General features: G+C 40.6%; 19 protein-coding genes. 7 read left to right on the top strand and 12 right to left on the bottom strand.

Annotation, left to right across the window (positions count from 1 at the left end; all coding sequences use genetic code 11):
- Nucleotides 1-10: 10 nt before the first annotated feature.
- Entirely contained in the window at nucleotides 11-1,102 is a 1,092-nt protein-coding gene (gene fmt, locus OEG80_RS12745; RefSeq protein ID WP_263241146.1) for a methionyl-tRNA formyltransferase, read from the bottom strand.
- A gap of 279 nt (nucleotides 1,103-1,381) precedes the next feature.
- On the opposite strand from fmt, the gene OEG80_RS12740 reads away from it, so the two are divergent.
- Nucleotides 1,382-4,303 (top strand): response regulator, encoded by a 2,922-nt coding sequence (locus OEG80_RS12740; protein WP_263241144.1) that lies wholly within the window; start codon nucleotides 1,382-1,384, stop codon nucleotides 4,301-4,303.
- Nucleotides 4,304-4,440: 137 nt separating this feature from the next.
- Here OEG80_RS12740 and OEG80_RS12735 read toward each other — a convergent pair whose 3' ends face one another.
- From OEG80_RS12735 to rpmH, 8 genes are all read right to left on the bottom strand, one after another.
- Entirely contained in the window at nucleotides 4,441-5,112 is a 672-nt protein-coding gene (locus OEG80_RS12735; protein WP_263241143.1) for a riboflavin synthase, read from the bottom strand.
- A gap of 370 nt (nucleotides 5,113-5,482) precedes the next feature.
- Complete coding sequence (gene ribD, locus OEG80_RS12730; RefSeq protein ID WP_263241142.1) at nucleotides 5,483-6,538, bottom strand: bifunctional diaminohydroxyphosphoribosylaminopyrimidine deaminase/5-amino-6-(5-phosphoribosylamino)uracil reductase RibD; 1,056 nt, start codon at nucleotides 6,536-6,538, stop codon at nucleotides 5,483-5,485.
- A gap of 99 nt (nucleotides 6,539-6,637) precedes the next feature.
- Nucleotides 6,638-7,096, bottom strand: coding sequence for a transcriptional regulator NrdR (nrdR, locus tag OEG80_RS12725; RefSeq protein WP_020444555.1), 459 nt, complete (start codon nucleotides 7,094-7,096; stop codon nucleotides 6,638-6,640).
- A gap of 93 nt (nucleotides 7,097-7,189) precedes the next feature.
- Nucleotides 7,190-8,626, bottom strand: a complete 1,437-nt coding sequence (mnmE, locus tag OEG80_RS12720) for a tRNA uridine-5-carboxymethylaminomethyl(34) synthesis GTPase MnmE (RefSeq protein ID WP_263242525.1) — start codon at nucleotides 8,624-8,626, stop codon at nucleotides 7,190-7,192.
- A 245-nt stretch (nucleotides 8,627-8,871) separates the two neighbouring features.
- Nucleotides 8,872-10,566: a membrane protein insertase YidC gene (gene yidC / locus OEG80_RS12715; protein ID WP_263241141.1), complete on the bottom strand. Its 1,695-nt coding sequence runs from the start codon at nucleotides 10,564-10,566 to the stop codon at nucleotides 8,872-8,874.
- Nucleotides 10,567-10,784: 218 nt separating this feature from the next.
- On the bottom strand, nucleotides 10,785-11,159 hold the full coding sequence (yidD, locus tag OEG80_RS12710) for a membrane protein insertion efficiency factor YidD (RefSeq protein WP_263241140.1): 375 nt from the start codon (nucleotides 11,157-11,159) through the stop codon (nucleotides 10,785-10,787).
- A gap of 1 nt (nucleotide 11,160) precedes the next feature.
- Entirely contained in the window at nucleotides 11,161-11,532 is a 372-nt protein-coding gene (gene rnpA / locus OEG80_RS12705) for a ribonuclease P protein component (protein WP_263241139.1), read from the bottom strand.
- 186 nt (nucleotides 11,533-11,718) lie between these two features.
- On the bottom strand, nucleotides 11,719-11,853 hold the full coding sequence (rpmH, locus tag OEG80_RS12700; RefSeq protein ID WP_007394757.1) for a 50S ribosomal protein L34: 135 nt from the start codon (nucleotides 11,851-11,853) through the stop codon (nucleotides 11,719-11,721).
- 656 nt (nucleotides 11,854-12,509) lie between these two features.
- On the opposite strand from rpmH, the gene dnaA reads away from it, so the two are divergent.
- The 5 genes from dnaA to OEG80_RS12675 all read left to right on the top strand — a co-directional run bounded on the left by dnaA (nucleotide 12,510) and on the right by OEG80_RS12675 (nucleotide 20,487).
- Entirely contained in the window at nucleotides 12,510-13,955 is a 1,446-nt protein-coding gene (gene dnaA / locus OEG80_RS12695) for a chromosomal replication initiator protein DnaA (RefSeq protein ID WP_133104022.1), read from the top strand.
- Nucleotides 13,956-14,115: 160 nt separating this feature from the next.
- Nucleotides 14,116-15,291 carry a DNA polymerase III subunit beta gene (dnaN, locus tag OEG80_RS12690; protein WP_011512380.1) on the top strand — a complete coding sequence of 392 codons (1,176 nt, stop codon included), beginning with the start codon at nucleotides 14,116-14,118 and terminating at the stop codon, nucleotides 15,289-15,291.
- A 166-nt stretch (nucleotides 15,292-15,457) separates the two neighbouring features.
- Complete coding sequence (gene recF, locus OEG80_RS12685) at nucleotides 15,458-16,666, top strand: DNA replication/repair protein RecF (RefSeq protein WP_263241134.1); 1,209 nt, start codon at nucleotides 15,458-15,460, stop codon at nucleotides 16,664-16,666.
- Between the two features lie 499 nt (nucleotides 16,667-17,165).
- Entirely contained in the window at nucleotides 17,166-19,781 is a 2,616-nt protein-coding gene (gyrB, locus tag OEG80_RS12680; RefSeq protein WP_263241132.1) for a DNA topoisomerase (ATP-hydrolyzing) subunit B, read from the top strand.
- A 124-nt stretch (nucleotides 19,782-19,905) separates the two neighbouring features.
- Nucleotides 19,906-20,487, top strand: a complete 582-nt coding sequence (locus OEG80_RS12675; protein WP_263241131.1) for a manganese efflux pump MntP — start codon at nucleotides 19,906-19,908, stop codon at nucleotides 20,485-20,487.
- A 109-nt stretch (nucleotides 20,488-20,596) separates the two neighbouring features.
- On the opposite strand, the gene rlmF is transcribed toward OEG80_RS12675, so the two are convergent.
- Both rlmF and OEG80_RS12665 read right to left on the bottom strand, forming a co-directional pair.
- Entirely contained in the window at nucleotides 20,597-21,634 is a 1,038-nt protein-coding gene (gene rlmF, locus OEG80_RS12670) for a 23S rRNA (adenine(1618)-N(6))-methyltransferase RlmF (RefSeq protein WP_263241130.1), read from the bottom strand.
- Between the two features lie 65 nt (nucleotides 21,635-21,699).
- Nucleotides 21,700-22,437, bottom strand: a complete 738-nt coding sequence (locus tag OEG80_RS12665; protein WP_263241129.1) for a LysE family translocator — start codon at nucleotides 22,435-22,437, stop codon at nucleotides 21,700-21,702.
- Between the two features lie 216 nt (nucleotides 22,438-22,653).
- Between OEG80_RS12665 and OEG80_RS12660 the strand changes: the two genes are divergently transcribed.
- Nucleotides 22,654-23,469, top strand: a complete 816-nt coding sequence (locus OEG80_RS12660; protein WP_020442409.1) for a crotonase/enoyl-CoA hydratase family protein — start codon at nucleotides 22,654-22,656, stop codon at nucleotides 23,467-23,469.
- Nucleotides 23,470-23,495: 26 nt separating this feature from the next.
- Here the strand turns inward: OEG80_RS12660 and OEG80_RS12655 are convergent, their stop codons facing one another.
- Nucleotides 23,496-23,834 (bottom strand): hypothetical protein, encoded by a 339-nt coding sequence (locus tag OEG80_RS12655; RefSeq protein ID WP_263241127.1) that lies wholly within the window; start codon nucleotides 23,832-23,834, stop codon nucleotides 23,496-23,498.
- Nucleotide 23,835 lies beyond the last annotated feature (1 nt).

The raw sequence follows: 23,835 nt of genomic DNA, 5'->3' as shown, positions 1-23,835 counted from the left end.
CTAAATGGAGTTATTTCGTTTCTTTACTAAACTGGTCGCCATTATTAAGCTGATTGCCATGGCAGATTTGTTCGGCGCTCACAGGTTTGCTGCCTGCAAACTGTAGCTGAGTAATAGCTAAAGTACTGGCTTGAGGTTTTTCGCTATTTACATCAGTATCAATATTATTATCTTTACCACAAGCGATTAAAATCGCCTTGCGCCCAACGCTAATAACTGTACCTGCTTGTTTATCGGTTGGTTGCGATGCATTCACAGGCAAGCTGGCTAAAATTTTGACACGCTGACCTGCCAAAAAGGTATAAGCACCAGGCCAAGGATTTAAGCCACGAATTTGTCGTTCAATCACAGTGGCAGACTGCGTCCAATCAATTTCACCTTCAGTTTTGACTAACTTTTCAGCATAATTGGCTTGACTGTCATCTTGTACTATAGCCTGAGCTTGATAGTGTGGTAAATCTTGTAGCACAGTAATAATGGCGGTCGCACCAAGCTCAGCCATTTTATCATGTAGGCTGGCAGCCGTATCATCAGACTCAATACTAGCACTGACTTTATAAAGCATGTCTCCAGTATCAAGCCCTTTATCCATCTGCATAATAGTAATGCCAGTCTCACTATCACCAGCCAATAATGCGCGGTGAATAGGCGCTGCACCACGCCAGCGTGGTAATAATGAGGCGTGGATGTTTAAGCAACCATAAGTCGGCGTATTCAAGACACCAATAGGAAGAATCAACCCATAAGCAGCAACAATCATTACATCGGGTTGATAATCTTGCAAGGTTTGCCTTGCTGTTACCCCTTCTATACTTGATTTTTTAAAGGTCTCTGGCTGCTCGACAGCGATACCATGTGCCAATGCTACTTGCTTGACCGCCGATGCCGCCAGCTTTTGTCCGCGGCCAGCTTTACGATCAGGCTGACTATAGACCGCTATAATACTGATATTCAATGCCTGTTGCTGCTTGATTAATGCCTCAAGACTCACAGCGGCAAACTCAGGCGTGCCAGCAAATACCACTCTTAACGGCTCTGTACACGTCGGTTTAAAGTTATCATTATTAAGAGATACATCAGGAGTACAAGCAAGTGTGGTCATAGTTTAGGCAATATTAATAAGTAATAAAGCTATTATAGGTGAGTTTGTGGCGTTGTGCCATGATTGTAATAGCCACAATCAAGCGCTACTAATGCGTCTGATTATCTTTATAATAGCAATAAGATTCAGTCTCATTTTTCACATTGTCATATACTAGCTAGCTATCAATATTGTTTATTGCTTTGTTGTAGGCTAATAATAAAGAATATAGCAGTAAAATCTAACGAAACCATTTTAAATTTACTGTGTATTATTATGCCGACTTAGGGTCATGCCTTTATGCCACAATTTCAGTCTCTGCAACGCCTGTTGGCTTTCTATACTTTGACATTACTTGCCATGTTGTCATTGTATTATTTCATCATGTTTCATGAGATGAAGAATGAGAGTAAGCAGCACAGTGTAGAGACGTTTCATACCCTGCAGTATCAGATTTCCGAGCTTAATAATCCTATAAACCCTGCCGTTAAAAAGATAGTAGAAAAGCCTTTTTTGGCAGGAATCAGTTATCAGCTGATTTTTATGATGCCCTCCGGCCAAACTTTCATTTACCATCAAACTGAAGCCGATGAACCTGAATTTACGGGGATTATGTTTCCCAGTATTGAGACTTCGCTATTATCAAATAAGAATACTCATAGCACCTATACGTTATCCAACGAAAAACTAGTCGGAACCATCGAGCTTAAAAGTGGTCATAAATTTTATACCATTTTGCGTCATAAGCCGCTCAATATTAACTGGGTATCTTATCGCTATTGGTTGCCTTTAATGACCGCCATCATGTTTTTTACTTTGGCACTACTATATACCTTAAAACGCCGCGCCAATTGGGTACAGTTACTGCTTTATACCGACAACTTAAGCAGTCATGCAAAAGAGGCGTATACACCACCACCGTTTGTCAGCAAAGAATCTACGCCTGAATTTTTGCAATTGGGTCATGCACTTAGTCGTATCAACTATCAATTGCATAACAATCATCGTCATATTACCACTCTAAAGCATCGCCTAGAGCGTTTGGTTGATCACGCCCCACTACCAATGCTGATGGTTATGAGACAAGGTCAAATTAGCTTCTTTAATCAACGTTTTGAGCAAGTATTCTCTACTGCCTTTCAAAATGACAGCAATTATAAATTAACAGATTTTGTTTTTACTGAAGATGAATCTACCCAGCTACTGCTGCAACAACTAGAAAATCTTCGTGTTACGCGTACGTTTATGGTATATGGGCTGGCTAATAAAAAAGCTTATCAGCTACATATTACCCCGTGGTTTGGTGAGCATGGTCAGGTTCACGGTTTTACCGTATTACTGAATAATGTAAATGATTTGATAAGCCAAAACGAACAGCTGCAGCAACAAAATATAGAAATACAGCGACAACTCGATGAATTTAATGCACTCAAATCAACGATGGGTCATGACTTACGGCTGCCATTAGAGGCTATGATTGATACTTTGGAACCGATTGATACTAGCGTTTTGACTGTCAAAGAGCACCAGATTGTCAATACTTTGATTGAAACCAGTCATGCTATGCTTATTATGCTCAACGAGATGCTGGATATAGGGGAGATAGAAGTTCGAAAAACTCGTTTGAATATTGAAACTGTCGACATTTATAAAATAGGGCAACATGTCAGTCATTTAGTCACAAAAGATGCGAGACAACATGGGCTTGAATTACTATACTTTTTCACTCCTGATTGCCCTCGCCTCATCGATACCGACCATAAACGTCTGCAGACAATCTTACGTAACTTACTGGATAACGCTATTAGATATACCAGTTCAGGTTACGTTGTACTGACGATTGAAGCTGTGAATACAGAACAACTATCAGCCAAAAATACCATTCTGGTTAATGATTTAGTGAACGGTACAACTAATAAATTAGTGCCTGATAATACCAACAGAAAAACAAACCCAGCGCATGACTGGGTTCGCTTTAGTATCCAAGATAGTGGCATTGGCTTAGAGACAACCCAGAGAGATAAACTTCATAGTTATTTTAATCAAACAGCTCAACTAGGAAACACGCAATTAGACCAGTCGAGTTACTCGCAAAAAGCCAGCCAAATTCATACTCAAGTCAGTCAAGCAGATGTAGGACTGACAACTGCTCATAGTTTTGCTAAATTATTGGGTGGTTTTATAGATTTACATAGCACACCTGATATTGGAAGTACCTTTGATCTTTATCTGCCTTGCCAAAATCCAAACTATCAACCCATCTACCACCTCAATCAGCAGTTAACGCGATTGCATCTTATTGCCATCATCAATCAGCCACTTGCTGCTGAACATCTAAAACGCCTATGTACCCATTTATCTATAACAGTTACTATTTTTACGTCTACTGATAGCGTGACCCTACAGCAGCTCAACGACGAACTGATGCAAAACCAGCGTACACTCGCTCCAATATTGCTCCTCGACTACGATTATTATGAAAGCATTACGCTTGCTTTATCTAATCAACTGAAAGATGAAAAAAGTATCCATGCCAATATGGTAGAGGAACAAATAAAAGAAGATTTAGCAAATACGTTATCTAGCAATATTGACAAACAGCATACATTAAATCACTTATTGGCTAATGTATCACTACCAAAGATATTACTAAGTATGAAGTCTGAGCGCCGCATCGCTTCTATGCTACTAGATAGATGTGATGGATTTTTAACCAAGCCGCTAGATGTGAATTTACTGCTCTCTGAGCTACTGCGCTTAACACTTCCTACCAGACAGATACTCATACAAGCAGCAGATATTAAGTATAACGACAGCGTTGTAGTGTCAGCAGATAATAGGTCTGATGAAATCATCTCACCTCTGATTTTAGTGGTAGAAGACAGTCCTACCAATCAAAAAATTGCCTGCAAAATGCTCGCCAAACTTGGTTATCGTAGCGTGGTGGCAGAAGACGGTCAGCAAGCATTAGATATACTGCAAGCGCAGCGTCAAGAGATTGATCTTATTCTGATGGATTGCCGGATGCCAGTGATGGATGGATTGCAAGCAACTCAGGCAATTAGAGCGCAAGGCGATGATATTCCTATCGTTGCACTTACAGCAAACAATACTGAAGAAGACCGCTCAGCGTGCTTAAAGGTAGGTATGGATGAGTTTTTAGCCAAACCTATTAATAAGGATAAACTACAAGACGTCTTAACAGCACTAATTAAACCCTAAAAAATACTACTAAAACTCATAAAGAATGTTAGTGATCACTTACACAAAACCATGCCAAAACAAGATAACTTCCATACTTCTCACTTACTGCTAAAATAAAATTTGCAGCAAGATAAGACTGTTGTTTTAAATATGACTTACTTCATAAAGCCATTATCTGCTAAAAAAGCTTCAGTAATATTGCTTTGCGGGCTAATATTTGCAGTGTCTTGCTGCGACTTATTTAATAAACGCTCCAAATACCTAGCCACAATATCTACCTCCACATTGACCTTATCTCCTACCAACCAATGCTGTGCAATATTGGTCACTTGAGCTGTATGCGGAATGATATTGAGTGAAACAATATTATCACGCACTAAGTTAGTCGTGAGGCTAATACCATCAATGGTAATAGATCCTTTCGTCGCTGTATAATGCGCCAGCTCTTTTGGTATCTCAATTTCGATATATATAGAACGTGCATCCTTTTGCAACTTACTAACGACCCCTACTCCATCGACATGACCTGCGACAATATGCCCACCAAAACGTGTAGTCGGTAGCATTGCCTTCTCTAAGTTGACAATATGCCCCGGTTTCAAATCTTCTAGCGCTGTTCGCGCTATAGTTTCACGTGAAACATCAACGGAGTAATGATTACTACCAAAATCTACAACCGTCAGACAAATACCGTTAGAAGCTATAGAATCTCCAAGCTTCACATCGCTAAAATCTAAGCCATCAGACTCTATAGTCAAGCGAATGTCGCCGCCTGTAGGTTGCATCGACTTAACCTTTCCCACACTTTCTATAATTCCGGTAAACATATCAACCTCTTCTCATTATTTCATTGTCGTTATACATAGCTTTTCTCAGTAATAAATGTGCTATATGACATATATTTCGGGATAAACTGTGGATAAGTAATGGATAACACTTACCTGTAAGCTTAAAAGCCTTAGTTATTAACAAGTTATCCACAATTAATATTGTTTTCACTCAATATTTTTATATCTAATCACTATAATACAAGTAATTGATTTTACTACAATTTATTTATAAAATTAACATTCGGCCAAAAAAAAGTTTCATGTGGAACAAAGTTATACACAGTTTCATGTGAAACTAATATTAGTAGTCATTATTTACTCCTAACAATTATATCTTGCATTAAGAGTGTGGATAGATAATTAAAAATTAAATGGGTAATAAGGTCAATTTCAGATCAGAACCAAGTTGTTCATGACATTGAATATCAAAACGCAACTGTTGAGCTAGCGATAAGGGGTTAATGTCAACCATCGCTCGCGCTTTTTGCCCTAACAGACATGGCGCTTGATACACAATCAACTCATCTACCAATTGCTGTTGTAAGAAGCTACCAGCAACACTGGCACCTGCTTCTATCAATACGTCATAACACTGATACTCAGTGACTAATACCTTTAATAACTCTCTTAAATTATCTTCACGCCAATACAGGGTATCTGGGCGACGACATAACTGATAGTCAGACTGTAGATCATGCTTTAAACGACATCGCCTATCAAGTATCACCACTTTAGGATGTGGAACCTCTTCAATTGCTATACCTAGTTGGTTAGAGCGTACATTTAACTGAGGGTTATCGACAATAACCGTTTCGCTACCAGTAATGATAGCCCCACTTTGCGCACGCAGTTTTTGCACGTCTTCTCGCGCAGCTGGACCTGTAATCCACTTTGATTCACCTGTCGCCATCGCCGTACGACCATCAAGGCTGGTCGCAATCTTAAGCCTGACATAAGGCATTTGGGTACGCATGGCTTTTAGAAAACCTTTATTTAACGCTTCTGCCTGCGCGGTAAGGATACCAACCGTCACCTCAATACCCGCTTGTTCTAACAATTTCACACCGCGACCTGCGACCTGTGGATTTGGATCTTGTCCAGCAACGACAACTCTTATAACGCCAGATTCTATCAGTGCTTTTGCACAAGGCGGCGTACGACCTGTATGACTACAAGGCTCTAAAGTGACATAAGCGGTAGCACCAACTGTTCTTATACCAGCATCTTTTAGAGCAAATACCTCAGCATGCGGCTGACCAGCTTTAGGATGGAAGCCTTGACCGACAACTTCCTCTGCTTGAACAATGACACACCCTACAGCAGGATTGGGTCGAGCGGTATACAAGCCAAGCTTTGCTTGCTCAATAGCAAGCATCATAAAATAGCGGTCTTTCGCATCTTGAGAATGGTCTAAATTTGACATAAAAAAGGGCTTAATAAATGATGAGATATTATTATAAATGGTTTCATGAAGTTGCATAAAATTATAGGCTTAAGAAAGCATCAAAACCTTAACTCAATGTTATTTATCATTAGGGCGTATATTGGCAATCTCTTGATGAAAAGCATCAATATCCTGAAAGTCACGGTAAACACTAGCAAAGCGCACATAAGCAACATCATCAAGCGTTTTAAGCTCACTCATAATGATTTCGCCAAGCACTTTACTGCTGACCTCACGTTCACCCATTTGCCGTACACGCTTTTCAATCCGGCTAATCATCCCTTCTTGCTCATCGATAGTGATAGGACGTTTTTGTAGTGGTAGTAAGATAGAGCGTCGTAGTTTATCATTATCATAAGGCTCAATCTTACCGCTGGACTTGATAATACGCGGCATCACCACTTCGACCACTTCAAAGGTAGTAAAGCGTTCTTGACAGCTATTACATGAACGACGGCGGCGCACTTGCGCCCCTTCAGCAGCAAGACGCGAGTCGATTACCTTTGTCTCTGACGCATTACAATAAGGGCAATGCATACGGCTTTCCTTGTCTTTATATGAAACACTATTAAACGAGTCATAATCCCATCTTTACAGCTACATCATTCAAATTTATAACCGTAAATCAGATTACTTACCAATGCAAAAACTGCCAAAAATCTTGCCCAACAAATCATCTGCACTAAATTCCCCGGTAATCTCGCCCAGACTATGCTGAGCTTGACGCAAACTTTCAGCAACTAACTCACCCGCTTTAAAAACGGTTAGCTGCTCATGAGCTTCTGCTAAATATTCAGCCGTTCTTCTTAACGCATCTAGATGACGCGTACGAGCTATCAAACTATTTTCGGGTGGATGAAACCCTACTTTAGCACACAGAGTTTCGACTAAATCATCAATTCCGGCACCTGTTTCACATGAAACATTAACTTGCTCATAACCGCGATTATGAATCTCTTGTTGCGGAATAGCAGTTATTTCTTTGCTGCTATTATTGTTTAATAAATCACTTTTATTAGCGATAATTAACAAGCGCTTGGCTTCTGGTAGCTCACCAAATAGCTGCTCAGCAAGCTGTAATGGGGTAATTTCTTCTTCAAGATCACGGGTTACATCATAAACCATCAGCAATATATCTGCCTGAGCAATCGCTATCCGCGCGCGCTCAATGCCGATACGCTCGACCGTGTCTTCTGTCTCGCGCAGGCCTGCCGTATCAGTCAAGTGTAGCGTCAAACCATTGAGGACAACGGTTTCTTGTAGTGTATCACGCGTTGTACCCGCCACATCAGTGACGATAGCACGCTCTTGCCCAGCTAGGCGATTAAGCAAGCTTGATTTACCAGCATTAGGTCTACCTGCCAATACCACATGAATACCATCACGTAATAATTGTCCTTGCTTAGCAGTCGCCAAGACCTGCTGGATTTTTTCTTGTGTCTGTTCAAGCTTACCTTGTATGACCCCATCTGATAAAAAATCAACGTCTTCTTCATCAGGAAAATCGATGGCTGCTTCAACATGCAGACGCAGATTAATTAACTGCTCAAGTAGCTGATTAATCTTTTGTGAAAACTCGCCGCTGAGTGACCGAATAGCACTGCTAGCAGCGGCGGCGCTGGTAGCATCAATCGCATCTGCAATGGCTTCTGCCTGTACCAAATCCAACTTATCATTATCAAAGGCACGATAAGAGAACTCTCCAGCGCTGGCTTGTTTCGCCCCTAACTCAAACACACGTGCCAACAACTGATTTTGCAAAATCATGCCGCCATGACCTTGCAGTTCAATCACATCTTCACCAGTAAACGAGTGCGGACCCTTAAAATACAGCACCAACCCTTCATCGATGACCGTACCATCTGCTTGATAAAATCGGCAGAAGCTCGCCATGCGCGGTTTAAATGCTGACTTACCTGTCAGTGTACAAGCAATGCTATACGCATGTGTGCCAGACAGACGAATAACCCCGACCCCACCCCGTCCAAGCGGTGTAGCAATAGCGGCAATGGTGGGTAGACTTGAAAAACCGAGATTTTTTGATGACTTAGGGGCGGCTAACGCCAACTCTTGGGAATCCACAAGCACTCTCAATAACTAAAAACTCCATTATAGACGGCTTAACGCACACTGACAAAACAATCTTTAAAGAGCGTAATATCCTCATTGTAAGTCTTTTCCAATATCATCTAGCTTGGCTGTAGCGACTATGGCGTAGTCTTAAGTAGGTATTCATACCAGATATGACATTAAGAGCATAAAAAAACCACCGCCGTAGCGATGGTTTTTTAAAACTATAAACTATTAAATGATTAATCCAGTACCTTAACCGTACGAAGCTTTTGCTCTTCTTCTACTTTTTTATTGACGATATATTGATGCGTCATACTAAATAAGTTATTAACAGTCCAATATAGTACCAGACCTGCTGGGAAGAACAGCATGAACGCGGTGAAAATAATCGGCAAGAATTTCATGACTTTCGCTTGCATCGGATCAGCTGGCTGTGGATTAAGCTGCTGCTGAATAAACATCGATGCACCCATTAATAGTGGCAAAATAAACCACGGATCCATCGCTGATAGATCTTGAATCCACAAAATCCACGGTGCATGACGTAGCTCAACACTCTCAACCAGTACCCAATACAAGGCTAAGAAAATCGGCATCTGCATTAGAATCGGCAAACAACCCGCCATTGGATTGACTTTTTCTTCTTTGTACATTGCCATCATTTCTTGCGACATTTTCATGCGATCGTCGCCATGCTCTTCTTTTAATGCAGCAAGGCGCGGTGCAATCGCACGCATCTTCGCCATTGAATAGTAGCTCTTATTTGAGAACCACATCAATGCCAGCTTCACTAAGATAGTCAATAGAATAATTGACCAGCCCCAGTTACCGATGACTTTATGAATGCCATCCAAAATACCAAACAATATCTTTGATATTGGCCATAACAGACCATAATCGACCGTCTGATTTAACCCTACTGCTACATCCTTAAGCTCAGATTGTACCTTTGGACCTGCGTATAGCGTGGCATTTAAGGTTACTTGCTTGTTTGGTGCAACATTGACAGGCTGACTATTAAAACCAATAAAATAATCATCACCGGTTTCGCGGCTAAAGAATTTACCAGTAAAGTTTTCAGGCGTCCATGCTGACACAAAGTAATGCTGTACGATGCCAACCCAACCTTTATCACTGGTCGTGGTCAATTCACCATCATTAAACTTACCAAACTTCAGCTTATTATAGGGATCATCAGGTGTACCCCAAGCGCCGCCCAAATAGGTTGCCATACTAAGCGCACCTTTATCAGACATCCCGGGATCTTTACTATCATCACGCTTTAGCTGCGCAAACATCTGACCTTGCCACGCCGCGGCAGAGGCATTTTGAATCTTATAGCTGATATCGATAGGATATTTATCGTGTGTAAAGGTAAAAGTCTTAGTGACTGTCACGCCATCTTTTTTATACGTAAGCGGCACTGATAACGTTTGCTGGCCTTTTTCCATCACGTAATTGTTAGCGGTATGGCTGTATTTGGCACGACCTTCTGCAGTATCGATACCATTTTGACCAATCAGACCAGACTGAGCCACGTAAACGCGATTACTATTGTTTTCTAGCAATACAAAAGGCTTATCGCTATCAAGGGTCGCATCATACTGCTTTAGCGCAGCATAAACGATGTCACCGCCTTCTGGATTGATTTTGATGTCATAACGATCAGTAGTGACTGTGATTAGTCCTGCATCAGTAGCAGGTGTAGCAGTCACAGCGCCATCAACTGTACCGTTGTCGACAGGTAGCGTCTGTACTGGAATATCACCTGCTGCACCGCTAGTAGAAGGAATATCGGCTCCTACTGAAGCTGCAGTTTCTGGCACCGTGTCTACAGCTGGGGCATCTGCATAATCATCACGCCATGCCAAAATCAGCAGATAAGCGGTGATTAACATCGCAATGATGATCATCACCCGAAATATCTTTTGCATAAACCTTTCCTAGATTAAAAAATTAGGGAATAAAAAAACTAGGGCATGTGTTATGACCACCACACAGCATTGGCCCAGATAGTGAACGGTAATGTCAGCAGTCAATCACATAAAATGTTCATCATTTTACTAAAAAACGATTCTAAATGATACCAACAGTGTGGATAACTTGTGGGTAACTAGGTAGATATGCTGAAACGCCTAGTAAAGCTTACGTCTTAGGTCAATTTCATCATATGATTTAGGCGAGTAACATAGCCATGATTATCTCGATAAACATAAAAACCGTGAAACTGTCCATGAGCTACTGGATTACAGGACAAGTATTGATAACGATAAGAAGCCAAAGGTAGAGGCACAAAATCAACTCCATGTCCGCCTAATGGATGACAGCGACTAATGCGTTTTAATAGCAGTAAACTCCCATTCCAAACACCATACCAAGCTAGAGCTTGCTTACCATAGTTTGAACAGGTTGGATAATATCGACACCGAGCAGGTAATATGGGACTTATTATTTTTTGATAAAAAGCTATAAAATTATATAATAAATTATATAAGTATTTATTTATTATTTTTATGAATAAATTCATATTATTTTTTTTCTATTTTTTTAAAAATATTCATTACTTCCATTTTTATTTCTTTATTACTTAAGCCTTTAACAGAATTTTTAACGATAAAAACAATGTCTTTATTTTCTAAACTAGAAGCTTTTATTCGAAACTGCTCACGTATTTGACGTTTGATTAGATTTCGCGAAACTGCCGTAGGGACTTTGCGCTTGGTGATCGCCATACCGACTCGTGGCTGCTCATGAGTGTTAGTACGCACAAACGCCATCAGATGGCTCTGATGTAGCTTACGCTCAGGCGCGTCAAAGACCTCACGAAAGGCTGCAGGTGTGAGTAAACGCTGCTCTTTAGTAAAGCGGGCATTTAGTGTCGTTGGAGGAGTATTAGACATAGTACAACCTAGTATAAGAGATGATAACGATGGTAGAAATAATAACAAAATATAGAGACAAAAAAAGCGCCGATGTGGGCGCTTTTAATATATGGCTAAGTGTCAGTTGTGATGATTGACTATCGCAATCTATAAATAATAGAAACACAACAAGCACTATGAGCCATGCTTATCGCAATCTACTGATTATACAGTAAGGCGATGACGTCCTTTAGCGCGGCGACGAGCTAAGACCTGACGGCCTTTTTTAGTTGCCATACGAGCACGGAAACCGTGAGTACGTTTACGCTTGATCACGCTTGGTTGGAATGTACGTTTCATAACTCACCTATCAAAATAATGGACTAAATTCGTAATAACGGAGGATTATATCATTGCATAGGATGTGGGTCAATAAACTATTCACTACGTTTTAAAGCAGCGTTATATTGCTCTTCGATTTTTTACTTTTTGTAGAAAGCTGATGGATTTTAAAAACTCATCTAAGAAGTTAGTCATCCTTTGCGTACTTGATGAATTTACTACTGTAAATCTTATTATCTAGTTTGAAAACAATTTGTATTATTGGCGATGATTTTTAAAGTTATCCACAATTTTGGTTGATTCTTATAATAATTAATTGATTAATATATATAGATATTGTTGTTATTGGGGTACTGTTTTTCTGTGGCTAAGTGTTGATTTTCCTTTATAATCAAAAATTTAAGCTATGGGTAACCCTGTGTATAACCTGTGGGTGAAATATGGATAACTTAATATGATTACTTATACACAAAAATATCCACAGGCTTATCCCCAGAAAACAAGGTTTTATCCACAGGTTATTTGTGGTAGATTACTCCCCTATAAGATATAAGGTGTTAGTGTACTTTGTAATAGGTTGTTTAACGTAAACCTCAACGCCTTTTTAAACCTAATTCGATCCATTCTTACAATAAAAAATGCTAATACTTTGAACTATAGGGCTACTGATATTCATGATAGATACAGCAAATATTTGGGATAAATGCCTAAACGACTTACGTTATCATGTCAAAGATAACGTGTTTACCATGTGGTTAAGACCATTGTCAGCTCATCAAGAAAACAACACTTTAATCATTCTTGCACCTAATGATTACTTTGTAACTTACATCAAAAAGAATCACTTAGAGGATATTCAGCAGCTGGTTGCTAAGCATAGTCAGGGAAGTATTGAAGAAGTTATTGTACGTGTTGATAACGCTGGTCGCGATATCGATGATAGTAGCTCGCTGCAATCGGGATCATTATTCTCAGAAGATAACCTCTCCCCTACCCCTTCAAATCATGATTTTGAAACGATTCATCATAATAATGCTAAAGCAGATATCGATGCCAATATGCGTCATGCGGAAGCTATTGACTCTGCTGATGCGAAATCCTTAAATTATTTAAATCCTGATTTTACCTTTGAAACCTTTGTCACAGGTAAGTCTAACAATCTTGCTTATAAGGCGTGCTACGAGCTTGGTAAACGTCAATCAAAAAATCGTCACAATCCTTTGTTTATATATGGACCTTCTGGTTTGGGGAAAACCCATTTAATGCATTCAGTAGCACATCGCTATTTAAAAAATAATCAAACTTTTTATTATTTCACTTCTGAAAAATTTATTAATCAATTGGTTTATTCATTAAGAAATAATAAAATAGAAGACTTTAAAAAGAAAATAAAAAAAGTAGATTTATTAATAGTAGATGATATTCATGTATTAGCTGGAAAGACTAAAAGTAGTAATGAGTTTTTAACATTGTTTGCAGATTTTACTAGTGGTGATAAACAGCTGATTTTGGCATCTGATCGGCATCCATCACAAATGACTGAATTTGACGAGCGCTTTAGATCTCGTTTTTCTTGGGGCTTAACGGTCGCAGTTGATCCGCCTGAAATTGATACGCGCGTACAAATCTTACAAAGGAAAGCCGCCTCTTATGGAATGAGCCTTCCTAAAGAATGTGCGTTATTCATCGCTCAAAATGTTGTTTCTAATGTGAGACGTTTAGAAGGTGCTTTAAACCAGGTATTTGCCAATGCTAACTTAACCGGCGCCCCTATTACTCTTGAAATGGTGCAATATGCCTTAAAAGATATTGTTGCCATGCGCGTACAAGCCGTCAATATGGATAATATTCGTAAAGTGGTCGCTGAATATTATGATGTGACGATTAAGGATATGCTCGGTCGCAAGCGTACGCGTAGTATTGCTAGACCTCGCCAAATAGCGATGGCACTATCACGAGAGTTGACCAGCGAGAGTTTTCCTGAGATTGGGCAGTCTTTTGGAGGACGCGACCACACAACAGTGATGCATGCTTGTGATAAAGTGAATGAATTACGTGCCGCCGATCCAGCGTTTGACAAGGATTACAAGACCCTAGCTTTGATGCTGCAAGCTGGTTAGAAGGCTCTACTATCACTATATTTTAGTAGATAGATATGGTTTATAATGTTGAAAACGGGCGTATACAGACCCCTAATAGATTATCGTAAGTAGACAGGGTATATTAAGTCAATATTCTTTATTTTTACAAAAAGAATCAATCAAATAAGAGTAACTAAGCATGCAATTATCGATTAATCGAGAGTCGTTACTAAAAGCCATTAACTTGATCGCCAAGGCTGCTGATAAACGCCATAATATGGTTATTTTGGGTAATATCAAGCTACAGCTATTTGAATCAGAGCTTGTTTTGACCGCTTCTGATTTAGAAGTAGAGCTGACATCGACGTTAAAATTGCCTGCTGGAGCTTGTGTTGAAGCAGGTACGACGACATTGCCTGCCACTAAATTAAGAGATATCTGTAAATCTTTGCCTGCTCAAGCACAAGTCAGTCTGATAACTCAAGAAAACCAACGCTGCTTATTGACCAGTGGCAAAAGTCGTTTTACCTTAGGTACATTGCCTAGCGAAGACTATCCAAGTTTGGGTAACCCTGAAAATATCACGCCATTGACGATTAGCCGTAGTCGTCTTATTGATTTGATTCATAAGACCCAATTTGCGATGGCGATTCAAGATGTCCGTTATTATCTAACGGGTATGCTATTTGATGTATCACAGCAGCAGTTAACGACGGTTGCAACCGATGGTCATAGACTGGCATTAGCACGTAGTGTTATTGAAGTCAGTGCTGATTTAAGTATGCAGGCTATCTTGCCACGTAAGGCTGTAATTGAGCTTGAGCGTTTGGCTACCGAGCTGGGCAAAATGCTTGGTGATAAAGACAATGCCGTCACGTTGAGTTTCGGTCGTGAATTTTTGCAAGTGAGCTTACCATTTGGTGACGTTGATAGTGCAGGGCAGGTTAGTCAGGATTTGATGGTGACTTTTACCGCGCGTCTGATTGATGGTAAATTTCCTGATTATCGCCGTGTGATGCCTAGCAATACAGACAAACTTGCTCTATTTAATCAAGAGAAAATGATGGATGTGCTGCGCCGTGTCGCGATTTTGAGTAATGAGAAGTCTCGTGGCGTAGTATTTAACTTTGCCAGTGATGGTATGGTAGAAGTACGTGCCAATAACGCTGAGCAAGATGAAGCGGTTGAGATGATTCAAGCTAAGTATCAAGGCGAGCCAATGGAGTTGTCTTTTAATGCTGCTTATTTACAAGACGTGCTAGGTGTCATCCAAGGCGACTTGCAAATGCATATGAGCCAGTCAAATGCGTCAGTATTGGTTAATCAGTTAAATGATGAGTTTCATCAGTACGTTATTATGCCAATGCGCATATAATCTATTCTTTAAATGATAGATGATTAGGGTTGAAAATTATAATTGTTATGGATTTTAACCCTAATCATATCGATAATTTTAAGCTTCCAAAGCTTAAAATCTTATATTTTAATTAAACTTTTGCCTGCTAAAATACAAGCAGGATTTATAGGCGGCTGTCGGTATTATGATTGAACGTCTACAAATCTCTCACTTGCGCAATTTAACGCACATCAATTTATCGCCTGCAGCTTGTAATGTTATTATCGGCGCTAATGGCAGTGGTAAAACCTCGTTACTTGAAGCTATATTCTTGTTATCAAGAGGCAAAAGTTTCCGTCATCATCAGCCTAAACGCTATATCCAACATTATCAAGAGTCTGCCACTATACATGCTAATCTCAATGACAGCCGTACCTTAGCTATCCAAAAGAAAGCAGATGCAACGACTATTCTGCGTTTAAATCAAACCACCGTTTACAACCAAAGCATCTTGACCGAGCAGCTACCAACATTGCTTATAGATCCATCAACGATGGACATGCTAGAGCAGGGTAGTGCCAGTCGTCGCCAGTTATTGGATTGGTTAGTGTTTCACATGAAACAAGGCTTCCATTCCCAGTGGGTTGCTTATCAACGTCTTCTAAAACAGCGCAATAGTTTGTTAAAGCAACGGCGTCATTTGACTCAGGTTCAGCTTGCTGAGCTTAAGGCTTGGGATAAAGGGCTTTCCAGTCATGCAGCGCTGATTCATCACTACCGTCAAGCTATATTTGAAGCTTGGCAGCCTTATTTTTCTAAGAGCATTGCACAGTTATTGCCTGCTTATGCTGAGCAGTTAAGCTTAAGTTACAATGCGGGCTACGATACTGGTATAGCGCTCGACATACAGCTTAATGAACGCCTAGAGCAGGATTTGCAGTTGGGTTATACCCGTATTGGTAACCATCGTGCTGATATTCACGTGCATTGGCGCTCGATAGGCTCAAGACAGATAGCTGATGAGAATCTAAACTCACCTTTATCAGCGGATTCGACTGTTAAACTGCCTATTTTAAAAGAGCAAGCAGCTAATATTTTATCTCGTGGAGAGAAAAAACTATTGATTACGGCATTGCGTTTATCACAATTACCATTGTTGCTTAATGCTAAAACTAATAGCGAGCTATATAACAGTGACGCTAAATTAAGTGCTACACCAGTGGTATTACTAGATGATATTACCGCAGAGCTAGATAATAAGGCGATAGAGATTTTATTATCAATATTAGCACAGCTACCATGTCAGGTATTTGTGACCAGTTTGACAGACAGTATTTTACCTTTAGTACATGAATATTGGGAAAAATCTCAAGTGTTTCACATGAAACAAGGAGGTATTTTACCAGCTCAGTAGCTTTTATTAGGGTATTGATATCTGCGTTATTAAGCCTTATTTTATGTCCTTAAGCGCCCGTCCTCTTGCATATTTCACCCTCATCTTATACCGCATTCTGCTACTTAGAAATCGTTCCCTAAACAGTGACTTACAGGCAAAAAAATGCTAAAATAGAGCTTTATTTTTGTCCTATTCTTAGCAAGTTATCTTACCGTTTTATATGGATTTTTATTATTGGTTGTAAGGACTTAAGTTGTTGATAACAATGAATTTGATTCAATATTTTTAAACTTCATAGTTTTAAGAATAATCGCAGTATGGATCAAATAGAGTATGCAGACCTGACATATTTTTCAATCTGGTTTTTTGCCTCTATATTATTTTCTAAAAAGCTTGGGCCAACCTTAATAAAGACAGAATATGACTACAAAACGATATTATAGATAGCATCATTAAGTATCACCACTGTGGTGAGCTGATGATAAACAGCTGATAATGGCTAGATCAAGGAATGCACATGAGTGACTCATTACCTACCAACCACCAGCAATTAACGTCAGACAGCGCAGTTGAGACTATTGCCGCCGCTGTCGCTCCTGAGGTATTACCCTCTGATTACAGCTCGAAAGACATCCGAGTACTGCGCGGACTAGAAGCGGTGCGCGTGCGTCCTGGTATGTATATTGGTGATACCGATGATGGTACTGGCTTGCATCATATGGTCTTTGAGGTGGTGGATAACTCTATCGATGAAGCGCTTGCTGGTCATTGTGATCAAATTGATATCATTATCCACGAAGATGAATCTGTCAGCGTGATGGATAATGGTCGCGGTGTCCCTGTTGACATTCATCCAGAAGAAGGTGTGTCTGCCGCACAGGTTATTATGACGGTACTGCATGCTGGTGGTAAGTTTGATGATAATAGCTATAAAGTCTCTGGCGGTCTACATGGCGTTGGCGTTTCAGTCGTTAATGCATTATCCAAAAAGCTTGAGATGAATATCTGGCGTGAAGGTTATCATTATCATCAGACTTATACTGATGGTGTGCCTGATGGCGATATTCAGCAAATGGAAGCGACAGATCAAACTGGCACACAAATCCGTTTTTACCCTAGCAATGACGTATTTACCGGTACTATTTTTGAATATGATATTTTAGCCAAGCGTTTACGTGAGCTGTCATTTTTGAACTCAGGCGTACGTATTGTTTTGACTGATGAACGTATTGATAAGCGTCATGAGTTTGAACACAAAGGTGGATTGTCAGAGTTTGTCAGCTATATTAATGCTGGTAAAGATGGCATCAATGATGTGTTCCATTTTATCAGTAATCAAGATGATGGTATCAGTGTCGAAGTGGCGTTGCAGTGGACAGATACTTATAACGAAAAGGTGTTTTGTTTTACCAATAACATTCCACAACGTGATGGCGGCACGCATTTATCTGGCTTCCGCTCAGCACTCACGCGTTGTTTGAATACCTATATGGACCGTGAAAATCTTTTCAAAAAAGAGAAAGTGGCTGCGACTGGTGATGATGCCCGTGAAGGTCTAACGGCTATCGTATCTGTTAAAGTTCCAGATCCTAAGTTTTCAAGTCAAACCAAAGATAAGTTGGTATCAAGTGAAGTAAAATCTGCCGTCGAATCAGCAATGCACGATAAGTTTAATGATTATCTGCAAGAAAATCCAAGCGCTGGTAAATTAATTGCCGGTAAAATCATTGATGCTGCTCGTGCTCGTGATGCCGCTCGTAAAGCGCGTGAGATGACTCGTCGTAAGACCACATTAGATATCGCAGGTCTGCCGGGTAAATTGGCAGATTGCCAAGAAAAAGATCCTGCATTATCAGAGCTATACATTGTAGAAGGGGACTCTGCTGGCGGTTCAGCCAAGCAAGGTCGTAGCCGTAAAACGCAAGCAATTTTGCCTTTAAAAGGTAAAATCCTAAACGTTGAGCGCGCGCGTTTTGACAAGATGTTATCGTCACAAGAAGTCGGTAATCTAATTACTGCGCTTGGTTGTGGTATTGGTCCTGATGAATATAATCCTGATAAAGTTCGCTATCATAAAATCATCATCATGACCGATGCGGACGTTGATGGTTCACATATTCGTACCCTTTTATTAACCTTTTTCTTCCGTCAAACGCCTGAATTGATTGAACGTGGTTATATTTATATTGCTCAGCCACCGCTTTATAAAGTCAAAAAAGGTCGTCAAGAGCTGTATCTAAAAGACGATGAGGCACTTAAAGCGTATTTATTATCTTCAACGATTGATAATACTAGGCTGCATATCAGTGCTGATGCTCCTGCGATTACTGGTCAAGCGTTAGAGACACTACTAAATGATTATAACCAAACACAGTTGATTAAAGCCCGTTTGCAGATTCGTTATCCAGCCGTTTTGTTAGATGCCCTAACGCATACGCCAAAACTTAGTACTGATATGACGTATGATAAAGATGCAATGCAAGCATGGAAAGACACGCTACAGACCCAGCTTGAGCACTTTGGTAGTGACTTAAGTCCTGAGATTGAGCTGGTGAATATCCATGCACCGCAGCCTAAAAATATGGATGCAGCCGCCGCTGATTTACTGGGTATGAAACCTGTCGTTGCCGTTGAAGAAAGTGATAGCTCTGAGGTCGAAGCAGTAGCTCCCAAAGCACAATGGCTGCCACGTATTACGGTCTATGTGCATCAGTTGGCCCATCATTATTTGCTCGATGCCAGCTTTATCAATTCGGGTGAGTATACTAAGCTGCTGCGTTTATCAGCTGAATGGAATACCTTGCTTGATGAAGATGCCTTTATCCGCCGTGACGCAACAGCGGGTACAACCAAAGACATTCTCATACGTGACTTCGATTACTTATGGCAGCAAATGATGCTTGACGCGCGTCGTGGTCTAGCGATCCAGCGCTATAAAGGATTGGGCGAGATGAATGCCGATCAGCTGTGGGATACTACCATGGATCCTGAAAACCGCCGTATGCTGCGCGTCAATATTGAAGATGCTATCGCAGCGGATCATATGTTCACCTGCTTGATGGGTGATCATGTAGAGCCGCGTCGTATTTTCATTGAAGAAAATGCGTTAACGGTTTCTAATTTAGATATCTAAATGGCATAATATTGTGAATCAATAAAAAACCACCGCTTTGGCAACCAATGCGGTGGTTTTTTAATATTAAGCTTGTTTCACGTGAAACTTAATTGAATAAATGCTTTAAATAATGGATATAGAAATGATCGAAGTTATTTTACTTGCTATAGCATTGGCAATGGATGCGTTTGCGGTATCAATCGGATTAGGTGCTAAGTCCCAAAAACAATCGTCCGCTTATGTTTTACGTTTAGCGGTTTATGCAGCACTGTATTTTGGTATCGCACAAGGCGTTATGCCGCTGATAGGTTATTTATTGGGCGCAGTATTGCTAGGCTGGTTAGCGACTGCTGCACCATGGATTGGCGGTGGTATCCTTATTCTGCTTGGCGCTAAGATGTTATATGAAGCTTTTAATGGTGAGATTGAAGCGGTATTAGAAGACAGTTTTGATAGAAACATGCAAGAAAAAATCAATCATCGCATGATGTTTACACTGGCTATTGCCACCAGTATTGATGCCATGGCAGCAGGATTTACTTTAAATTTACTGGCACTTAATGCGTGGTTAGCGTGCTTCATTATCGCTATTGTCACCGCTGGATTTGGCTTTTTTGGTATCTATTTAGGTAAGTCTTCTGGAACGTGGCTTGAGGATAAAGCTGAGATACTTGGTGGATTGGTATTGATAGCCATTGGTATAAAGGTTATGTTTATCCGTTAATAAGCACCATTATTTGGATTAATTCTCTACAATAAAAAGCACCCCTTTGATGATCAAAGGGGTGCTTTTTTGTTTCACGTGAAACTATTATTATAATCTTAACTAGTATTTACTCTTCATCAGTGTTAAAACGCCATGCAAGTATACGAGTACTTTTTTGACCTTGACTCATCTCGATGATACGCATTTGAGCGACACCAAGTTGTTTTAACAGCAATTGCAGAGGTTTTACGTTTTCTGACTTAGATACCAGTGTCGTAAACCAGCCAACATGCTCAGCGAAATCTTGACTCTCTTTTGCCATTTTGGTTAAAAAGGCAATCTCACCGCCCTCAGACCACAGCTCTTTATGCTGACCACCAAAGTTTAGGTTTTGCGCGGCATTGCCAGACTTTGTTGAGCTACGGCTGATTTGTTCATTTTCATTCTTACCGCGATGTCGTTGTAAATTATGCTGCTTACGACTATTGGCTTCCATCGCTTCTTCCAACGAGGCATGAAACGGCGGATTACAGACCACCACATCAAAATAATCTTGGCGACCGATGATATTTTTAAAAATAAATTTAGGTTCGGTCTGTAGTTTGACTTTAACAGCACTTTTTAGCTTTGGATTGGTTTCACAGATCAGCGCGGCGGTATTGACCGAAATAGGGTCGATATCAGAGGCGGTAAAGCGCCAGCCGTAGCTTTGACTACCAATAATGGGATAAATCGCACTGGCACCCGTGCCAATATCTAGGGCGTGGATTTCTTTGCCAGTTGGCGGTGTATTGTCTTTATTCACATGCGTGGTTTGCGCGAGCAGGTCAGCGATATAATGGATATAGTCGGCACGACCAGGGATTGGTGGGCAGAGATAGCCTTCAGGAATATCCCAAAATTTCACGCCATAATAATTTGCTAGTAGTGCCTGATTAAGGACTCGCACGGCGGCGCTGTCCGAGAAGTTAATCGTCGACTCACCTTTAGGATTGGTAATGGTGTGCTTGGCAAGCTCTGGTAAGGCACGAGTCAATGCCACAAAGTCATAGCGACCTTGGTGCGGATTGCGCGGATGCAGCTGCCCTAATTTTTTGGCAGTCTCAGGCGAGCGGTTTCTGTGATTATTGGCGGTCGGGCGACGGTTTATAGGCTTACTGGTCATAGTATCGGGCTTTGATGTTTGAATATAATGCACCATTTTAGCAGATTTCACGAGTCACTAGCGTCTTATCGACTACGTAAAATAAGATTTAATCCCAATATTATCATCGCTGTACCCAATACGCGGTCGATCCAATGTTCAAAACGCTGAAAGCGACGATGAACGGCAGGAATAGACAGTAACATCACCACGGTACTAAACCATGCCATCTGCAAGACCATCATCCATAGGCCATAAATAGCCAGTTGCCACAGCGGTATATCGGGTGAGAGTACGAGGGTGAATATCGCCACGAAATATACTGGCGCTTTTGGATTAAATACATTACAAAAAAATCCACGGCGCAGAATGGAAGCGGTCGATTCAGTATCAGTAGGCGGTTTTTTATTAGAAATAGTTTTATCAGAAAGCGCTGTGTGAGTAATAAGCGTCGTTTGCTTAGAAAGTATATCGTGCGAAACGTGAGCGCCTGAAGTTGTTGGCTCTGCTGAATTTTCTAAATCTGATGCTTTTTTCGGTTTGGCTTGAATGCCTTGCCAACCTAAATAAATAAGATAACTGCCACCTAACCATTTAATAGCAGTAAGTAATGGCTGCGAATGGGCAATTACCGTCGCCAGTCCTAGCACCGAATAAGTGATGTGTATCGCAAGACCTAAAGTAATACCAAGGCTACAAATCAAACCCGTGCGTCTACCTTTTGCCAAGGTTTGCTGCGAGACCAATACAAAATCAGGACCCGGAGAGGCGGCAGCGAGTAAATGGACGCTGGTGATAAGCAAAAAACCGTGCCAAAATTCCATAAAATGCTCTGAGTCATGTCTTGAGTTGGATAATAGTTGCACATTAGCGTAAATGAGGTCAACTGATATTGATACCAGCTATTGATGCTCATGCTAAAACGTTGCTTGCGTTGCACGTAGCGTATGTCTATATTGAAAGTAAGTTACATGATTTTTAGCAGTGTTAATTCGCCATGTGACAAACCATAAAACGATCGCTCTAATAAGGATAAAAATATGACTACGGAAAGTAATAATAGTAATTCTACTAGCAATGACACTCGCATTACTTATGAAACTCAAGATTACATCTGCTTGATCGGGCTCAATCGCGCTGATAAACGTAATGCCTTTGACAGTCATATGATTAAGCAATTATCTGAGGCACTCACTCAATACGAAAATGATGCCAATCTTCGCTGTGCGCTGATATTCGCTCACGGTGAGCACTTCACTGCAGGGCTTGATTTGATGGAGCTACAAGATAAATGGGATAAAGGCGCGTTTGAGTTTACTGCTGACGAAATCGATCCTTGGGGTATCGGTGGAAAATTGCGCAGTAAGCCCGTTGTCGTCGCAGTACAAGGCACGTGCTTTACCGCTGGGATTGAGCTGATGCTCAATAGTGATGTCGTCATCGCAAGTGATAACTGCAACTTTGCACAAATGGAAGTCCAGCGCGGCATCATGCCCTTTGGCGGCGCAACCGTACGCTTTGTCGCTGCTGCTGGTTGGCAAAAAGCTATGCCTTATTTACTCACTGGTAAAGCGTTTGATGCGCAAACGGCTGATAGACTGAATTTGGTCAGCGAAGTGGTGGCAAATGGAGAAGAATACGAGCGCGCGCTAACTATCGCCCAAGAAATTTGCAACGCTGCACCGCTTGGGGTGCAAGGGTTATTGTCATCAGCGCAAGATGCCAGTCGTAATGGGGCTGCGACTGCATTAGCCAATATCCATAGTTATCTGCCACCGCTCTTTCATTCAGAAGATGCCAAAGAGGGTGCGATGGCGATGGTTGAGAGACGTGAGGCTGAGTTTAAGGGGCGTTAGTTTTAAACATAGTTATAAAGCTTATTTTAAACTTTAAAATAAGCTTTTCCGTTATTTAGTTCTAACCATGTGTCAACTATGGAATATCCGACTTCTTTTTTCTCTATTAATATATCTGGATCTACGTTATCCCAATCAAAGTAGTGTGCGATAGTACCTACTAGCTTTTCTTGTTCCAAAAAGCTTATTACTTCTTCTGGTTTGAATAACCCGGGCAATTCGTTTGAAATTTTATTTTCTAAAATGTACCAATCACTATTTTCCCAGATAATATCTAATTTGTTCTGAAAACGTTTGGGTAAAAATGTTGGTTTACATATTTCTTCATAATCGTCAATACGTATAAATAGCCTTGAACCAGACAAG

It is taken from the genome of Psychrobacter sp. SC65A.3 (genome assembly GCF_025642195.1).
Taxonomy (GTDB): domain Bacteria; phylum Pseudomonadota; class Gammaproteobacteria; order Pseudomonadales; family Moraxellaceae; genus Psychrobacter; species Psychrobacter cryohalolentis.
This window is presented reverse-complemented; position numbering and strand designations above follow the sequence as displayed.